Genomic DNA, 17,081 nt, shown 5'->3' on the forward strand with positions numbered 1-17,081 from the left:
CTTTTTTTGTTACGCGCCCTGCGCCTGCAGCCACTCGCGGAACCGCTTCGCCGGTTCACGCTCGGCGCGCGAGCGTAGCCGTGTCAGCCAGTAGCGCCCCAGCTCCAGCGTGGTGCTGAACGGCTGCAGCAAACGGCCTTCGGCCAGCTCCTGTTCGAACATGCGCAGCGGCAGCAACGCCACACCGGCACCGCCGACCGCGGCCATCGCCACCGTCAACGACGAGTCGAACACCGGTCCGCGCGCTTCCACGCCACTCACTCCTGCCGCCTGCAGCCAGCGCGGCCATTCGTCGCTGCGGTAGGAGCGCAGCAATGGTAGAGCGCCCAGGTCGCGTGGCTGCTTCAGCCGCCGCGCCAATGCCGGCGCACACAGCGGCGCAAACGGCGCATCGAGGATCGCCGTGCATGCCTGGCCCTGCCAGTCGCCATCACCAAAGCGGATCGCCAGGTCCAGGCCTTCGCCGGCCAGGTCGATGCGGTTGTTGTGGGTCTGCAGGCGCAGCTCGATGTCCGGATGCGCGCTCTCGAACGCAGCCAGGCGTGGCAGCAGCCAGCCAGTGGCGAAGGTGCCGACCACGCCCAGTGTCAGCACCTCGCGGGCCGGGCCACCGGTGTAGCGCGCGATGCTGGCAGAGATGCGCTCGAATGATTCGTTGAGCACGGGATACAGCGCCGCACCTTCATCGGTGAGCGCCACGCCACGCGGCAGCCGATGGAACAGGCGGATGCCCAGCCGGTCCTCCAGTCCACGGATCTGGTGGCTCAGTGCGGCCTGGCTGACACACAGCTCCAGCGCGGCACGGGTGAAGTTCTGGTGGCGGGCGGCGGCCTCGAAGGCGCGCAGCGCGTTCAGTGGCAGGGTAGGGTGCAACATCGCGCAGTCGTGAGCTGGAATGATGGCTGATCCTAACGCTTCAACGATACATTTCGGAAAATTAAGGGGTTGAATGCGTCAGGCATTAATTGAGCTAATGTCTATCGCAGATTTTTTGCGCTGGTCGCCCCCGATCAAGGCTTCAATAATCGAGCGGTCCCCCAGGAGAACCCGCATGCTCGCCCGTCGCCGATTCCTGCAATTCAGTGGTGCCGCCGTGGCTTCCTCGCTTGCCTTGCCGCTGCTGGCACGTGCAGCGGGCAAGGCCACCGCCAACGCACCCACCGATGCCGCCATCACCGCCGCCACTGACTTCGCCGCGCTGGAAAAGGCCTGCGCCGGACGCCTCGGCGTGACCCTGCTGGACACTGCCAGCGGTCGCCGCATCGGTCATCGTCAGGACGAGCGCTTCCCGATGTGCAGCACCTTCAAAAGTGTGCTGGCGGCCACCGTGCTCAGCCAGGCCGAACGCATGCCGGCATTGCTGGACAGGCGCGTGCCGGTGCGCGACGCCGATCTGCTCTCGCACGCACCGGTCACCCGCCGCCATGCGGGCAAGGACATGACCGTGCGCGATCTGTGCCGGGCGACCCTGATCACCAGCGACAACACTGCAGCCAACCTGCTGTTCGGCGTAGTCGGTGGCCCGCCCGCGGTGACCGCGTTCCTGCGCGCCAGCGGCGATACGGTGAGCCGCAGTGATCGGCTGGAGCCGGAGCTGAACAGTTTCGCCAAGGGCGATCCACGCGATACCACCACGCCGGCTGCGATGGCCACGACCCTGCAGCGCGTGGTGCTGGGCGAGGTGCTGCAACCGGCTTCGCGGCAGCAGCTGGCCGACTGGCTGATCGACAACGAAACCGGCGACGCCTGCCTGCGCGCGGGCCTCGGCAAGCGCTGGCGCGTTGGCGACAAGACCGGCAGCAATGGCGAGGACGCGCGCAACGATATTGCAGTGCTGTGGCCCGTGGCCGGGGGCACGCCCTGGGTGCTGACCGCCTATCTGCAGGCGGGTGCGATCAGCTACGAGCAACGCGCTACCGTGCTGGCACAGGTGGGCCGCATCGCCGATCGACTGATCGGATGAGGTAACCGGGAGTCATCCAGAAACGGCTTGCCGGATCGGTTCGGCGCGCGCATCCTGCGCGCGTTCGAACCCCACGGAAGACCCCGATGAGCCATGAATTGATCTACCTGCTGCTGATCTTCGCGCTGCTGGTGATCCCGCGCGCGCTGCAGCGCTTCAGCCTGCCCGCGCCACTGACCTGCCTGCTGTTCGGCATCATCGGCATGCTCTGGCTGGGCGATCAGGCCCATGATGCGGTGATCGGCCTGCTGGCCACGCTGGGTATTTCCTCGCTGTTCCTGTTCGCCGGCCTGGAAGTGGACCTGCAGGCGCTGCGCCGTGGCATGTGGCCGCTGCTGGCGCACCTGGTGATCCGCACTGCAACGCTGTTCGGCGTGGGCTGGCTGGCCTGGCGTTACGCAGGGCTGCCGTGGCAGGCCGCGGGCCTGTTGGCGCTGGCGCTGCTGACGCCCTCCACCGGTTTCATCATGGACTCGCTGTCGCGACTGGGCCTCAGCGAGGATGAGCGGTTCTGGGTGACCAGCAAGGCCATTGCCGGCGAACTGCTGGCGCTGGCGGCGTTGTTCATCGTGCTGCAGGCCGGTGACCCAGGCCACATGGCGCTGTCCAGCCTGGCCCTGCTGGCGATGATGATCGGCCTGCCGCTGCTGTTCATCGCGCTGGGACGCTGGGTGGCGCCGCACGCGCCGGGTTCCGAATTCTCGCTGCTGGTGATGGTGGGCATGGTGGCGGCCTACATCACCTACCTGCTGGGCGTGTATTACCTGGTCGGCGCGTTCATCGCCGGCCTGGTCGCGCGCCTGCTGCACCAGCGCATGCCGCTGCTGGCCTCGCACGAGAACCTGCATGCGCTGCGCCTGTTCGCCTCGTTCTTCGTGCCGTTCTACTTCTTCAACGCCGGCACCAAGGTGCCCGCCGAAGCGCTGAGCTTCGAGGCGCTGGGGCTGGGCATCGTGATCACCCTGGTGGTGCTGCCGCTGCGCATCGGCGTGGTCTGGCTGCAGCGCCGGGTGATGTTCGGCGAGAGCTTCCGCAGCAGCCTGCGGGTCTCGCTGGCGCTGGCGCCGACGCTGATCTTCACCCTGGTGCTGGCGGCGATCATGCGCGAGCGTTTCCAGATCCCGGCGGTGCTGTTCGGTGCGCTGCTGCTCTACGCTGCGCTGACCACGCTGCTGCCGTCGCTGGTGTTCCGTACCCCGTTCGATGTCGATCCGGTCGAGCAGGAACCTGCGGGTGAAGGCGAAGCCGCGCCGGTGGCGGTCACCGAAACGCTGCCGGCGGCGCCTGCCCTCGATCGCTGAGCGGATGCTGCGCGTGCGGTTTGCGCACTTCGGCCATGGCCGTTAGGGTTGGGGCATGAGACCGATTGCCGTTGCCGCTACCGCCGCCCTCCTGCTCAGCCTCGCTGCGTGCACGCAGCGCTCCGATACGGTCGCCCATGATCTGGCGACCGCACCGGCCGATGCCTTCATGGCCGCGATCGCCGCCCACTGTGGCCAGGCCTACGCCGGCAAGGTGGTGGAGGACACGCCGGCACCGACCGGTAAGGACCCGTTCGCCGGGCAGCGCCTGGTGATGCATGTGCGCGGCTGCGCCGATCCGGCGCATGAGCTGCGCATCCCGTTCCATGTCGGTGATGACCACTCGCGGACCTGGGTGCTGACCCGCACGCCGAACGGGCTGCGCCTGAAGCACGACCATCGCCATGAAGACGGCAGCCCCGACGCGATCACCCTGTATGGTGGCGACAGCACGCCGCCGGGAACTGGCGAGCGTCAGCAGTTCCCGGCCGATGCGGATTCGGTGGCGATGTTCCGCCGTGCCGACATGCTGGCTTCCACGCACAACACCTGGGCGATGGAGATCGATCCGGACCAGACGTTCGTCTACGAGCTGACGCGCCCGGAGGGCCGTCGGTTCCGTGTGCAGTTCGACCTGAGCAAGCCGGTCGACCTGCCGCCGGCGCCGTGGGGCGACGAGAAGGCACCCGCACCCTGATCCCTGGTTCGGATCCGTCCTGCGGAGGGCTCCGAACCCGGAAAAATCCCCAGTAGATCCACGCCATGCGTGGATGCGGGATGCCTGATGGGGTCAGAGCCCTGGCCGCTGGCCAGGGATCCGACCTCATGCTCACCGCGTGCCGAAACGCGCCCGGCAGCCGTTGCTCACCCACACCTGGCCACGCGAGTAACCCCAGCTGCGGCCTTCCTGGCAGGCGCTGCCCGACAACTGCTGCTGCAGCACCGGCCGGCCCTGGCGGTCATCCCAGTCGCAGGTCTGCGAACGGTTGTTGTTGCTGCTGCAGGTGACCGAATAGTTGCTGTTGCCACCGCCCCAGCCACCGCCACCGCCGCCCCAGCCGCGGGCCTCGGCGAATTCGGCGCGGCAGCCATTGCTGACCCACAGCGCGCCGTTGCGCATACCCCAGGTACGGCCCTCGTCGCAAGGACTGCCGGACAACTGGCGGACCAGGCGGGCATTGCGCCAGCCGACCGGGCAGCTGCGCTCGCGATTGTTCTGGCTTTCGCAGCGGATGGTCTCGCCGGGTCGACCGTTGTTGCCGCCCCAGCCACCGCCATTGCCGCCGCCCCAGCCACCACGGGCCTCGACGAACTCGGCGCGGCAGCCGTTGGTGACCCAGATGCTGCCATTGCGGCTGCCCCAGGAGCGCCCTTCCTCGCAGGGGCTGCCAGACAACTGGCGGACCAGCTGCGCGCCGCGCCAGCCGGTGTTGCAGACCCGTTCGCGGTTGCTCTGGCTTTCGCAGCGGATCACCCCGTTCTGCGCAGCGGCGGACGGGGCGGGCAGGGCAAGGGTGCCCAGGGCACCCAGGCTGAGGGTCACGGCCAGGCTGGCCAGGGACAGCGGTTTCATGGCGGCATCCCATACGGTGGCAGGTGCCCGACTATAGGGAGGGGGGCGATCAAGCCGGTGTGACTGGCCGGATTTGCCCCGGCCGGGGCCTCGGCCGCAGAATACGAGGCTTTCCGGCCCCCATCCGGTGCCGGCGTTCTCCAGCGGAGCTTCCCCCCATGCGTACCCACTTCTGCGGCCTGGTCGACGAGACCCTGATTGGCCAGACTGTCACCCTCGCCGGCTGGACCGACGTGGCCCGTAACCAGGGCGGCGTCTGCTTCATCGATCTCCGGGATCATGAGGGCATCGTGCAGGTGACGGTGGAGGTCGACAACGCCGAGGTGTTCGCCGTGGCCGCGTCGCTGGGCTACGAGGATGTGCTGCAGGTGGAAGGCGTGGTGCGCGCCCGCCACGCGGTGAACGACAAGATGCGCACCGGCAAGGTGGAAGTGATCGCCACCGCCATCACCGTGCTGAACAAGGCCGCGCCGCTGCCGTTCCACGCCCACGAGAACCCGGGCGAAGAAACCCGCCTGAAGTACCGCTACCTGGACCTGCGCCGCCCGGAAATGCAGCGCATGCAGCGCACCCGCATCAAGCTGGTGCAGGCCCTGCGCCGCCACCTGGACGAGAAGGGTTTCCAGGACATCGAGACCCCCATCCTGACCAAGGCCACCCCGGAAGGCGCGCGCGACTTCCTGGTGCCGGCGCGCATGCATCCGGGTGAGTTCTACGCCCTGCCGCAGAGCCCGCAGCTGTTCAAGCAGATCCTCATGGTGGCCGGCTTCGACCGCTACTACCAGATCGCGCGCTGCTTCCGTGACGAGGCCCTGCGTGCCGACCGCCAGCTGGAGTTCACCCAGCTGGACATGGAATTCGCCTTCGTCCGCGAGCAGGACGTGCAGGACTTCGTCGAGTCGATGATCCGCGCGATCTTCAAGGAAGTGGTCGATGTCGAGCTGGCCGCCACCTTCCCGCGCATGACCTGGGCCGAGGCGATGCGTCGCTACGGTTCGGACAAGCCGGACCTGCGCATCGCGCTGGAACTGGTGGACGTGGCTGAACTGGTCAAGGACAGCGAGTTCCCGGTGTTCACCGGCCCGGCCAACGATGCCGACGGCCGCGTCGCTGCGCTGCGCATCCCGGGCGGAGCGTCGCTGAGCCGCAAGCAGATCGACGAATACGCCGCGCATGCTGCCAAGTACGGCGCCAAGGGCCTGGCCTACATCAAGATCGCCGACAACGGCGAAATCAGCTCGCCGATCCAGAAGTTCTTCAGCGAAGCGTCCTTCGCCGCGCTGGTCGCCCATGTCGGCGCCGGCAACGGCGACATCGTGTTCTTCGGCGCCGGTGGCTACAACAAGGTCTCCGACTTCATGGGTGCGCTGCGCCTGAAGGCCGGCAAGGACTTCGGCCTGGTCGCCGATGGCTGGGCGCCGCTGTGGGTCACCGACTTCCCGATGTTCGAGTGGGACGAGGAAGAGCAGCGCTACGTCGCCCTGCATCACCCCTTCACCGCACCGGCCGTGGACGACATCGCCGACCTGCGCGCCAATGCCCGTACCGCCGTTTCGCGCGGCTACGACATGGTGCTCAACGGCAATGAGATCGGCGGCGGTTCGATCCGTATCCACCGTCCGGACATGCAGAGCGCGGTGTTCGAGCTGCTCGGCATCGGCGCCGAAGAGGCCCGCGCCAAGTTCGGCTTCCTGCTCGACGCGCTGAACTACGGCGCGCCGCCGCACGGTGGCATCGCCTTCGGCATCGACCGCATCGCCGCGCTGATGGCCGGCACCGAGTCGATCCGCGACGTCATCCCGTTCCCGAAGACCACCGGTGCACAGGATCTGATGACCGACGCGCCGTCGCCGATCGTCGACGCGCAGCTGGCCGAAGTGCACATCCAGGTTCGCCCCAAGACCAACTGATCAGGAGATCCAGGCAATGACCGAGTTCGCGTTTTCGCTGGAGTGGGAAAAGCTGGGCAATGAAGGCGCCGAGGCCAATCTGGTCACCGAGCGCGCACGCGTGTTCGGTGGTTGGCTGGTCCGCGTCGGTACCAACCCGGCGGCGATGGCCCTGACCTTCGTCGCCGATGGCGAAGGCCGCTGGGACGGTGAAGACTTCGGCGTCGAGGATTACGAGGACGACGAAGAGGAAGAGTACGACGAGGACGAGGAAGGCGAGGAAGAAGAGGACGAAGAGGAATACGAGGAAGAGGACGAGGAAGACGAAGAAGCGGAATCTTCGGAAAAGGCTTGACCGCCCCTTCGCGCTGACGTCAACTTCCTGCATGTATTCGATCCGCCGCGCCACTGTGGACGACGCGCCGACCCTGTCGGCGCTGGCCGCCCGCACGTTCACCGAAACCTTCGGCCATCTGTATCCGCCGCGGGACCTTCAGGCCTTCCTTGAGGAGGCCTATACGGTCGAGCGCCAGCGCGTGATCCTGGCCCACCCGGACTACGCGGTGTGGCTGCTGGAGCTGGACGGGGAGGCGGTCGGCCATGCCGCCGCCGGCCCCTGTGGCCTGCCGCATGCGGACGTGAAGCCCGGTGACGGCGAACTCAAGCGCCTGTACCTGGTCAAGACCCAGCAGAGCTGTGGCTGGGGCAGCCGCCTGCTGGAAACCGCGCTGGCCTGGCTGGAACACGAAGGCCCACGCACCCTGTGGCTGGGCGTGTGGTCGGAAAACTTCGGCGCACAGCGCTTCTACGCCCGCTACGGTTTCGAGAAGGCCGGCGAATACTTGTTCCCGGTGGGCGACACGAACGATCTCGAATTCATCCTGCGCCGCGCACCGCGCGCGGCCTGATGTTCACCGCCGCTTGCTGCGCGCGCGTGTTCAATCACCCTACGTTCCTGCCCCGCTGACTGCCAGGCTGTTTGCATGACTCCCCCCGTATTGCTGCTGCATGGCATCTGGAATGCCCGCGCCTGGGTCGGGCCGCTGGCCTGGCGCCTGCGCGCGCGCGGCTTCCAGGTGCACGCGTTCGGCTATTCCTCGGTGTTCGGTGGCCCGGACGTGGCGGTGCCACAGCTGCTGGAGCGGCTGGCCGACGCCGGCCCACTGTCGCTGGTCGGCCACAGCCTGGGTGGGCTGCTGGCGCTGGAAGCGCTGCGGCGCAATCCTCAGCTGCCGGTGCAGCGTGTGGTCTGTCTCGGCTCGCCGCTGCGCGGCAGTGGCACTGCGCGCTCGTTGTCCGATCATGGCTGGGGCCTGGCGCTGGGTCGCAGCAGCGAGCTGCTGCTGGACGGCCTGCCGGACTGGCAGGGCAAGGCCGAGGTTGGCCTGATTGCCGGTTCAGTACCGCATGGACTGGGCAGCCTGCTGGGCGCGATGGACGACGCCTCCGATGGCACCGTGGCCCTGTCCGAAACCCGCCTGCCGGGCCTGGCCGACCATTGCGTGGTGCGTACCAGCCACAGCGGCCTGGTGGTATCGCCCGATGCCGCGCGGCAGACCGCGCATTTCCTGCGCCACGGCCAGTTCGACCACAGCCGCGATGCCGCCGCCGCGTGAGGCGGTTCGCCGGGCATGGCCCGGCGCTACCGGCCTGTCTGGGTGGGTACGAACCGTCCTGCCCTGGTGGGTGCGAACCTTGGTTCGCACGCTGTTCGCCCGGCAATGCCCGGCGGCAGTAGATCCACGCCATGCGGGGATGGTGCCTTCCCGACACCACTTCAGCCCTAGACACGGTTGCCGCCCCCGATCAGGTAGAATCCGCGCCTTGATCCTGAAGCAGCCAGACGGTAGCACCCATGGGTAGAGGCCCCTCCATCGAAGCCCGCAAGAACGCGTCCGACGCGAAGCGCGGCAAGATTTTCACCAAGATCATCCGTGAGATCGGCGTTGCCGCGCGCGGCGGTGGAGGCGACCCCAACAACAACCCGCGCCTGCGCGTGGCGATGGACAAGGGCCTGGCCGTGAACATGTCCAAGGACGTGATCGAACGCGCCATCAAGAAGGCCACCGGTGAACTGGAAGGCGTCGATTACGAGGAAATCCGCTACGAGGGCTACGCCCCGGGTGGCGTGGCCGTGATCGTCGACTGCCTGACCGACAACCGCGTGCGCACCGTGGCCGATGTCCGCCATGCGTTCAGCAAGTGCGGCGGCAACATGGGCACCGAAGGCTCGGTGGCCTTCATGTTCAAGCGTCTGGGCGTGCTCAGCTTCGCCCCGGGCGCCGACGAGGAAGCCATCACCGAAGCGGCCATCGAGGCCGGCGCCGATGACATCGTGGTCTATCCGGACGATGGCTCGATCGATGTGGTCACCAGCCCTGACGCGTTCAACGCGGTCAAGGATGCAATGACCGCTGCGGGCCATGTCGCCGACCACGCCGAGATCACCTTCCGCGCCGACAACGACATCAAGGTCGAAGGCGACGTCGCCCTTCAGGTCAAGAAGCTGCTGGACATGCTGGAAGACCTGGACGACGTGCAGGACGTGTACTCCAACGCCGAACTCGGCGCCGACGCCTACGCCTGAGCCGTCTTCGACGGCCTGGGCGCGGGCCGTTGAACGGTCACCGCGGACAGTCATGAGCCCATACGCCTGCCAGCGCATTCCGTTCCGCCCCGCCAGGAGCGCAGCATGACCCGCATCCTCGGCATCGACCCCGGTTCGCAGCGGACCGGGGTGGGCATCATTGATGTCGATGCCACCGGCCGCGTCAGCCACGTGCATCACCAGCCGCTGGTGCTGCTGGGCGCCGACGACTTCCCGCAGCGCATGAAGCTGCTGGTGCTGGGCCTGGCTGACCTGTGCCGCGAGTACCAGCCGCACGAAGTGGCCATCGAAAAGGTGTTCATGGCGCGCAATCCCGATTCGGCGCTGAAGCTGGGCCAGGCCCGTGGCGCGGCGATCTCGGCCGTGGTGCTGCGCGACCTGCCGGTGCACGAGTACGCGGCCAGCGAGATCAAGCTGGCGGTGGTCGGGCGCGGTGGTGCCGAAAAGCAACAGGTTCAACACATGGTCGGGCTCATGCTCAACCTGAAAACCAAGCTGCAGGCCGACGCGGCCGACGCGTTGGCGGTGGCGATCACCCATGCCCACGTAAGGGCAACGGCCAACCGCCTGGGGCTCAGTGCCCGCCAGGCGTGGGGCCGCAAATGAGGAGCTGCACGCAATGATCGGTCGACTGCGCGGCATCGTCGCCTACAAGGCGCCGCCGTGGCTGGTGGTGGACGTGAACGGAGTGGGCTACGAGCTGGAGGCGCCGATGAGCACCTTCTATGACCTGCCCGAGCTCGGCCGCGAGGTCACCCTGTACACCCATTACTCGCAGAAGGAAGACAGCGTCTCGCTGTATGGCTTCCTGCGCGAAGGCGAGCGGCGCCTGTTCCGCGACGTGCAGAAGGTCAGTGGCATCGGCGCGAAGATCGCGCTGGCCGTGCTGTCCGGCGTCACCGTCGAGGAGTTTGCGCGCATGGTCCAGGCCGGTGACATCACCGCGCTGACCCGCATCCCGGGCATCGGCAAGAAGACCGCCGAGCGCATGGTGCTGGAACTGCGCGACCGCGCCGCCCAGTTCGGTGCCGGCGGCGCGCTGCCCACCGGCAGCGGCCCGGCCCCGGCCGACCCGCTGTCCGACGCCACCGTGGCGCTGCAGCAGCTGGGCTACAAGCCGGCTGAAGCCGCCCGCATGGCCCGGGACGCCTTCAATGAAGGCGACGAAGTGGCCACCGTGATCCGCAAGGCGCTGCAGTCGGCGCTGCGCTGATCCGCATTCCTTTTCTACAACGAACCGCCTGAGCTTCGCCAGGAGTCCCATGTCCAGCAGTCAAACCCCGCACGCAGCTGCCCCCGGCGGCCACGGTCACGCTCCTCCAGCCGGAGGCATGGCGCTGATCATCGGTGCGATCGGCGTGGTCTTCGGCGATATCGGTACCAGCCCGCTGTACACCCTGAAGGAGGCCTTCTCGCCGCACTACGGGCTCAACAGCGACCACGACACCGTGCTGGGCGTGCTTTCGCTGGCATTCTGGGCGCTGAACATCGTGGTCACGCTGAAGTACGTGACCATCATCATGCGCGCCGACAATGACGGCGAGGGCGGCATCATGGCGCTGATGGCGCTGACCCAGCGCACGCTGCGCAACGGGTCGCGCTCGGCCTACGTGGTGGGCATCCTCGGCATCTTCGGCGCCTCGCTGTTCTTCGGCGACGGCGTGATCACTCCGGCCATTTCAGTGCTGGGTGCGGTCGAGGGCCTGGAGGTGGCAGCCCCCGGCCTGCATGCCTTCATCGTGCCGATCACGGTGGTGGTGCTGCTGATGGTGTTTGCCGCGCAGCGCTTCGGTACCGAGAAGATCGGCAAGGCGTTCGGCCCGATCACCTCGGTCTGGTTCATCTCGCTTGCGGCAATCGGCATCTACAACATCGTCGACGCGCCGGAAGTGCTCAAGGCCTTCAACCCGTGGTGGGCGATCCGCTTCTTCATGGAGCACAGCTGGCACGGCATCTTCATCCTCGGTGCGGTGGTGCTGGCGGTGACCGGCGGCGAAGCGCTGTACGCCGACATGGGCCACTTCGGTGCCAAGCCGATCCGCCATGCCTGGTACTTCTTCGTGCTGCCGTGCCTGGTGCTGAACTACCTGGGGCAGGGCGCGCTGGTGCTCAACCATCCCGAGGCGCTGAAGAATCCATTCTTCGAGGCCGTGCCGTCGTGGGCGCTGTACCCGATGATCATCCTGGCCACGATGGCGGCGGTGATCGCCTCGCAGTCGGTGATCACCGGTGCGTTCTCGGTCTCGCGCCAGGCCATGCAGCTGGGCTACATCCCGCGCATGCGCATCAAGCACACCTCGCACGACACCATCGGCCAGATCTACATCCCGGGCATCAACTGGGGCATCGCGGTGATGGTGATCGGCCTGGTGCTGGCCTTCCGCAGCTCGTCCAACCTGGCCGTGGCCTACGGCATCTCGGTGTCGGCCACCATGCTGATCGATACCCTGCTGCTGGCCCTGGTGGCCCGCTCGCTGTGGCCGAAGGCACGCGCCTGGCTGCTGCCGCTGTGCGTGGTGTTCTTCATCATCGACCTCGGCTTTGTCATCGCCAACGGCGCCAAGCTGCTGCAGGGTGCCTGGTTCCCGGTGGTGCTGGGCATCTTCCTGTTCACCATGATGCGCACCTGGCGCCGTGGCCGCGAACTGCTGCGCGATGAGATCCGCAAGGACGGCATCCGCCTGGATACCTTCCTGCCGGGCCTGATGCTGGCACCGCCGGTGCGCGTGCCGGGCACCGCAGTGTTCCTCACCGCCGACCCGACCGTGGCCCCGCATGCGCTGATGCACAACCTCAAGCACAACAAGGTGCTGCACGAGCGCAACGTGTTCCTGCACGTGGTCACGCTGCCGGTGCCGTACGCGCCGGAGGGGCAGCGATTGAAGATCGAATCGGTGGGCGACGAGTTCTACCGGGTCTACGTGCGCTTCGGCTTCATGGAGACCCCGGACGTGCCGCTGGCGCTGATGCGCTCGTGCGACCACGGCGGCATCTACTTCGACCCGATGGACACCACCTTCTTCGCCAGCCGCGAGACCATCGTGGCCACCGCCAACCGCGGCATGCCGATCTGGCGCGACAAGCTGTTCGCGCTGATGCATCGCAACGCGGCCCCGGCCACGGGCTTCTTCCGCATCCCGGGCAACCGCCTCGTCGAACTCGGTGCGCAGGTGGAGATTTAATCTCCACCTGCGCTACGTCCCACGATTTGCTGCGCAAACCGTGGGCCCCGCGCGCATTCCACCTTATCCCCGCGCCTGTCGGCGCGCCCCCTTGAAACGCAGGCGCCTTTGGCGCCGGCGTTCCGCGCATTCCACCGTATCCCCCCGCCTATCGGCGCGCCCCCTTGAACAACAAGGGGGCTCCGCTTGCGGAGGCACCGCGCGCCAGAAGCTGAGCCAACTCTCCCCCTCTGTTCAATCCACGCATGGCGTGGATCTACCGTGTCGACCAAGGTCGACACCCACCAAGAGCAGGCACAGGCCACGCCATCCAGACAGATCGCAGAAACCTGTCGAAGGCGGGGTGGGTCCGGTTGCGGGGGCGTGAGCCGCATGGATGCGGCGACCGAGCTTACATGGACGTACTTGCAGCGTCCCCCGCAACCGGACCCACCCCGCCATCCCCCAGGAAGCCAGCTTTGGCTGTTGCTCCGGCAGTTGCTGTTGCCGTTGCCTCTGCGGGTGCCGGGCGCAGCCCGGCCGAAACCCGTACTTTTGCCGCATAATCAGCACATGACCGACGACCGCATCATCGGTGCCGGCGCCACCCGCGAGGATGACGCCGCCGACGCCAGCATCCGCCCCAAGCGCCTTGCCGATTACCTCGGCCAGGTGCCGGTGCGCGAGCAGATGGAAATCTACATCCAGGCGGCCAAGGGGCGTGGCGACGCGCTCGACCACGTGCTGATCTTCGGGCCGCCGGGCCTGGGCAAGACCACCCTCAGCCACGTCATCGCCAACGAACTGGGCGTGGCCCTGCGGGTGACCTCCGGCCCGGTGATCGAAAAGGCCGGCGACCTGGCCGCGCTGCTGACCAACCTGCAGCCGCACGACGTGCTGTTCATCGACGAGATCCATCGCCTGTCGCCGGTGGTCGAGGAAGTGCTGTACCCGGCCATGGAAGACTTCCAGATCGACATCATGATCGGCGAGGGCCCCGCGGCGCGCTCGATCAAGATCGACCTGCCGCCGTTCACCCTGATCGGTGCCACCACCCGTGCTGGCCTGCTGACCGCGCCGCTGCGCGACCGCTTCGGCATCGTCCAGCGCCTGGAGTTCTACAGCGTCGAGGAACTGACCCGGATCGTGCGCCGCTCCGCCAGCATCCTCGGCATCGACTGCACCGCCGATGGGGCAGGGGAGATCGCGCGCCGCGCGCGTGGTACGCCGCGTATCGCCAACCGCCTGCTGCGACGCGTGCGCGACTACGCGCAGGTCAAGGCCGGTGGCCACATCGACGAGCCCGTGGCCCAGGCTGCGATGAAGATGCTCAAGGTCGACCCGGAAGGCTTCGACGAGCTCGACCGGCGCCTGCTGAAAACAATGGTGGATTACTTCGATGGTGGCCCGGTCGGCATCGAATCGCTGGCCGCGGCGCTGTCCGAAGAGCGCGGCACGCTGGAAGACGTGGTCGAACCCTACCTGATCCAGCAGGGCTTCCTGGTGCGCACCGCGCGTGGCCGCATGGCCACCCACAAGGCCTACCGGCACATGGGCCTGAAACCCAAGAACCCGCCGCAGGACCTGTTCGCCGAGGTTCCCGATGTCGGTTGAGCCGCGATTCAGTTGGCCGACACGCATTTACTGGGAAGATACCGATGCCGGTGGCGTGGTCTACCACGCCCGGTACGTGGCCTTCATGGAACGGGCCCGGACCGAATGGATGCGCGCGCTGGGCTACGGCCAGGAGCGCATGCGCATCGAGCACGGCATGATCTTCGCGGTGCGCTCGATGCAGATGGATTTCATCAGGCCGGCACGGCTGGATGACATCCTGCAGGTGAGCGCCCGCCTGGTCCAGCTGAAGAAGGCCAGCATGGTCTTCGAGCAGCAGATCCTGCGCGACGGCGAACTGCTGCTGTCGGCCCAGGTCCGCATCGCCGCACTGGAAGCGGCCAGTTTCCGCCCGCGTGGCATGGACGAGGCCGTCCTTGCCATGCTGCAACCCCACCTCCACCCCGAATCCGAACTTTGAGGAACAACGGATGATCGCAACGCTCCTGGCCCTGCAGGCCACGGTCACCGAGGCACTGCCGGCCGACGTCAGCAACGCCGCGACCCAGACCCTTGCCCAGGCCACCACCGGCGGCGGCATCAACTACCTCGAGCTGATGGCCAAGGCCAGCCTGCCGGTGAAGATCATCGTGCTGCTGCTGCTGGTCGGCTCGTTCGTCAGCTGGGTGATCATTTTCCGCAAGGCCCGCGTGTTCAAGCAGGCCACCCGTGAAGCCGACGAGTTCGAGAACCGCTTCTGGTCCGGTGCCGACCTGGGCAAGCTGTACAGCTCGGCCACCGACCGCAGCCGCAATGTCGGCGGCCTGGAAGCCATCTTCGAAGCCGGTTTCCGCGAATACACCCGCCTGCGCGACAAGCGCCGGCTGGACGGCCGCGCGCAGCTGGAAGGCGCACAGCGTGCCATGCGCACCACCTACACCCGCGAAGTGGACCAGCTCGAGCGCAACCTGGAACTGTTGGCCAACATCGGCTCGACCGCCCCGTACGTGGGCCTGGTCGGCACCGTGTTCGGCATCATGGTGACCATGCACGACATGATCAGCAGCGGCGCACAGGCCGGCATCGCCGCCGTTGCCCCGGGCATCTCCGAAGCGCTGTTCGCCACCGCCATCGGCCTGTTCGTGGCCATCCCGGCAGTGTGGGCCTACAACCGCTTCACCACCCGCGTTGAGCGCATGTCGGTGCGGTTCGAGACCTTTGCCGAAGAGTTCAGCTCCATCCTGCAGCGCCAGAGCGCTGGCGACGAGTAAGCGCCTGACCCGGGAGTCCAAGCCATGTCCGCTGCCATCGGTCGCCGCAAGCGCCGCAAGCTGAAATCGGAAATCAACGTCGTTCCCTACATCGACGTCATGCTGGTGCTGCTGATCATCTTCATGGTCACTGCACCGCTGCTCACGCTGAGCTTCGACGTCGACCTGCCGCAGTCCAACGCCAAGGCGCTGGAGAGCAAGCAGGACCCGGTGATCGTCTCGGTACGCCAGGACGGCCAGCTCAGCCTGAAGCTGCCCGACGCCAAGGACCCGACCGCCGTGTCGGCCGAGGAACTGGAAGGCCGCCTGGCCGGCATCGCCGCCCAGGACAAGGGCGTGCGCGTGATCGTCGCCGCCGACCGTGCCGTGGCCTATGAAAAGGTCATCGCCGCGATGGATGTGATCAAGCGCGCCAAGGTAGACAAGGTAGGCCTGGCCACCGATGCACGCTGACGCCCTGCCACCTCCACAGCAGCGCGAACCTGGCTGGGGCCTGCCCCTGGCGCTGGCGTTGCTGGTGCATCTGCTGGTCGCGCTGGTGTTCATCGTGGCCTGGTTCTGGTCACCCGAGCGCAACACCGACGCCGCCGCGGGTGATCCGTCGGTCGAGGCCAGCCTGGCGCTGTCTGCGTCGGAGGCTTCTGCCGCGCGCCAGGCCCTGCGCCAGTCGGAAAAGCTGGAAGACCTGCCGCCGCCGGTGGCCGAGCCGGTCCCGGTGCCGGAAGACACCATCCCGCCGCCGCAGCCGATCCCCGAGCCGCGCCCGCAGGACGCCCCCACGCCGCAGCAGCAACAGGCGCAGGAGCGCGTCGCGCAGCCGGACACCAAGGACCAGGAAGCGGTGAGCGCGCTGGCCATCTCGCAGGAGAAGGCCAAGCAGGAACAGGAAGCCAAGCGCCGCCAGGAGCAGATCGACCTGACCGAACGCAAGCGCCAGGAAGAGGCGGAGCAGAAGCTGCGCCTGGCCAAGCAGCAGGAAGCGGACGAGAAGAAGAAGCAGGCCGAGCAGGAGCGCGTGGCCGCTGACAAGGCCGAGGCCGAGAAGCAGAAGAAGATCGCCGAGATCCGTGCCCGCCGCGAGCAGGCCGAGAAGGAAGCCAAGCTGGCCGAGCAGAAGCTGCGCCAGGTGGCCGCCGCGCGCAATGCCGCCGGCAGTGCCGCTGCCGGTTCCAGCGGTGCCTCCCAACCGGCTGCCGGGGGGGGGGGCAACAGCGACGATCTTTCGGCCAAGTACGCAGCCGCGATCCAGGCCAAGGTGCTGTCGCAGTGGGTGCGCCCGGATACGGTGCCGCTGGGCCAGCGCTGCCAGATCACCATCACCCAGATTCCGGGCGGCACGGTGATGCAGGCCAAGGTCAGCCCGAACTGCCCGTATGACGAGGCCGGCAAGCGTTCGATCGAAGCCGCCGTGCTCAATGCGCAGCCGCTGCCGTATCGCGGCTTTGAATCGGTGTTCGCGCGCACGCTCAACTTCACCTTCACCGCCCAGGATCGCTGAGGCGGCCTGGCAGGGCGGCCAGTGCGGCCGCTCGTGCCCACGATTGTCGTGCCTGCCTCTGGTGGGCCCGGTTCCGGCCGGGCAGTCTGTGGACTGCTGTCGAACACCGCCCCGCAGGGCGGCGTGACGGGGCAGGCGGGCGCGATGTTAGCCACGACGTTAACGGTGCGTGAGAGGACGGGCTGGAACTGACCCGGAATTCACGTACCCTTGGTTCATGATTGCGAAGCGGTTCACTTCCGCTTTGTTATCCCTCGTTCCGG

General features: G+C 67.4%; 18 protein-coding genes. 16 read left to right on the top strand and 2 right to left on the bottom strand.

Annotated elements, in window-relative coordinates; all coding sequences use genetic code 11:
* Positions 1 to 9: 9 nt before the first annotated feature.
* A complete protein-coding gene (gene ampR / locus AC5P57_RS07410) occupies positions 10 to 876 on the bottom strand; it encodes a LysR family transcriptional regulator AmpR (protein WP_262234653.1) in 867 nt (288 codons plus the stop codon).
* 175 nt (positions 877 to 1,051) lie between these two features.
* Here ampR and blaL2 point away from each other — a divergent pair, with 175 nt between their 5' ends.
* The 3 genes from blaL2 (at position 1,052) to AC5P57_RS07425 (ending at position 3,961) form a co-directional block, all read left to right on the top strand.
* Positions 1,052 to 1,963, top strand: coding sequence for a L2 family extended-spectrum class A beta-lactamase (gene blaL2 / locus AC5P57_RS07415; protein WP_262234654.1), 912 nt, complete (start codon positions 1,052 to 1,054; stop codon positions 1,961 to 1,963).
* 86 nt (positions 1,964 to 2,049) lie between these two features.
* Positions 2,050 to 3,264 carry a cation:proton antiporter gene (locus tag AC5P57_RS07420; protein ID WP_099552814.1) on the top strand — a complete coding sequence of 405 codons (1,215 nt, stop codon included), beginning with the start codon at positions 2,050 to 2,052 and terminating at the stop codon, positions 3,262 to 3,264.
* Between the two features lie 55 nt (positions 3,265 to 3,319).
* A complete protein-coding gene (locus tag AC5P57_RS07425; protein WP_099552813.1) occupies positions 3,320 to 3,961 on the top strand; it encodes a hypothetical protein in 642 nt (213 codons plus the stop codon).
* Positions 3,962 to 4,093: 132 nt separating this feature from the next.
* On the opposite strand, the gene AC5P57_RS07430 is transcribed toward AC5P57_RS07425, so the two are convergent.
* Entirely contained in the window at positions 4,094 to 4,837 is a 744-nt protein-coding gene (locus AC5P57_RS07430; protein ID WP_262234655.1) for a DUF3011 domain-containing protein, read from the bottom strand.
* Between the two features lie 158 nt (positions 4,838 to 4,995).
* Between AC5P57_RS07430 and aspS the strand changes: the two genes are divergently transcribed.
* The 13 genes from aspS to tolA all read left to right on the top strand — a co-directional run bounded on the left by aspS (position 4,996) and on the right by tolA (position 16,818).
* The gene (gene aspS / locus AC5P57_RS07435; RefSeq protein WP_262234656.1) at positions 4,996 to 6,747 is read left to right on the top strand and encodes an aspartate--tRNA ligase; all 1,752 of its coding nucleotides are present in this window, start codon (positions 4,996 to 4,998) and stop codon (positions 6,745 to 6,747) included.
* A 16-nt stretch (positions 6,748 to 6,763) separates the two neighbouring features.
* Positions 6,764 to 7,081 carry a DNA primase gene (locus AC5P57_RS07440; RefSeq protein ID WP_099552810.1) on the top strand — a complete coding sequence of 106 codons (318 nt, stop codon included), beginning with the start codon at positions 6,764 to 6,766 and terminating at the stop codon, positions 7,079 to 7,081.
* A gap of 31 nt (positions 7,082 to 7,112) precedes the next feature.
* On the top strand, positions 7,113 to 7,634 hold the full coding sequence (locus tag AC5P57_RS07445; RefSeq protein ID WP_262234657.1) for a GNAT family N-acetyltransferase: 522 nt from the start codon (positions 7,113 to 7,115) through the stop codon (positions 7,632 to 7,634).
* A 75-nt stretch (positions 7,635 to 7,709) separates the two neighbouring features.
* Positions 7,710 to 8,342: an esterase/lipase family protein gene (locus AC5P57_RS07450; protein WP_262234658.1), complete on the top strand. Its 633-nt coding sequence runs from the start codon at positions 7,710 to 7,712 to the stop codon at positions 8,340 to 8,342.
* Between the two features lie 239 nt (positions 8,343 to 8,581).
* Entirely contained in the window at positions 8,582 to 9,313 is a 732-nt protein-coding gene (locus tag AC5P57_RS07455) for a YebC/PmpR family DNA-binding transcriptional regulator (protein WP_099552808.1), read from the top strand.
* A gap of 105 nt (positions 9,314 to 9,418) precedes the next feature.
* Positions 9,419 to 9,940 carry a crossover junction endodeoxyribonuclease RuvC gene (ruvC, locus tag AC5P57_RS07460; RefSeq protein ID WP_262234659.1) on the top strand — a complete coding sequence of 174 codons (522 nt, stop codon included), beginning with the start codon at positions 9,419 to 9,421 and terminating at the stop codon, positions 9,938 to 9,940.
* A 13-nt stretch (positions 9,941 to 9,953) separates the two neighbouring features.
* Positions 9,954 to 10,547: a Holliday junction branch migration protein RuvA gene (gene ruvA, locus AC5P57_RS07465; protein WP_005410756.1), complete on the top strand. Its 594-nt coding sequence runs from the start codon at positions 9,954 to 9,956 to the stop codon at positions 10,545 to 10,547.
* Between the two features lie 118 nt (positions 10,548 to 10,665).
* Entirely contained in the window at positions 10,666 to 12,516 is a 1,851-nt protein-coding gene (locus tag AC5P57_RS07470) for a potassium transporter Kup (RefSeq protein WP_180848865.1), read from the top strand.
* Positions 12,517 to 13,068: 552 nt separating this feature from the next.
* Positions 13,069 to 14,109: a Holliday junction branch migration DNA helicase RuvB gene (gene ruvB, locus AC5P57_RS07475; RefSeq protein WP_005410754.1), complete on the top strand. Its 1,041-nt coding sequence runs from the start codon at positions 13,069 to 13,071 to the stop codon at positions 14,107 to 14,109.
* Positions 14,099 to 14,530, top strand: a complete 432-nt coding sequence (gene ybgC, locus AC5P57_RS07480) for a tol-pal system-associated acyl-CoA thioesterase (RefSeq protein WP_099551975.1) — start codon at positions 14,099 to 14,101, stop codon at positions 14,528 to 14,530. The genes ruvB and ybgC overlap by 11 nt, the downstream gene beginning before the upstream one ends.
* 10 nt (positions 14,531 to 14,540) lie before the next feature.
* Positions 14,541 to 15,320 (top strand): protein TolQ, encoded by a 780-nt coding sequence (gene tolQ, locus AC5P57_RS07485; RefSeq protein ID WP_006438802.1) that lies wholly within the window; start codon positions 14,541 to 14,543, stop codon positions 15,318 to 15,320.
* A gap of 24 nt (positions 15,321 to 15,344) precedes the next feature.
* A complete protein-coding gene (gene tolR / locus AC5P57_RS07490) occupies positions 15,345 to 15,773 on the top strand; it encodes a protein TolR (RefSeq protein WP_049400778.1) in 429 nt (142 codons plus the stop codon).
* Positions 15,763 to 16,818: a cell envelope integrity protein TolA gene (gene tolA / locus AC5P57_RS07495; RefSeq protein WP_262234660.1), complete on the top strand. Its 1,056-nt coding sequence runs from the start codon at positions 15,763 to 15,765 to the stop codon at positions 16,816 to 16,818. The genes tolR and tolA overlap by 11 nt, the downstream gene beginning before the upstream one ends.
* The last annotated feature ends 263 nt before the right edge of the window (positions 16,819 to 17,081 follow it).

The sequence above is a fragment of the Stenotrophomonas sp. YJH_SMC_79 genome (genome assembly GCF_059367995.1).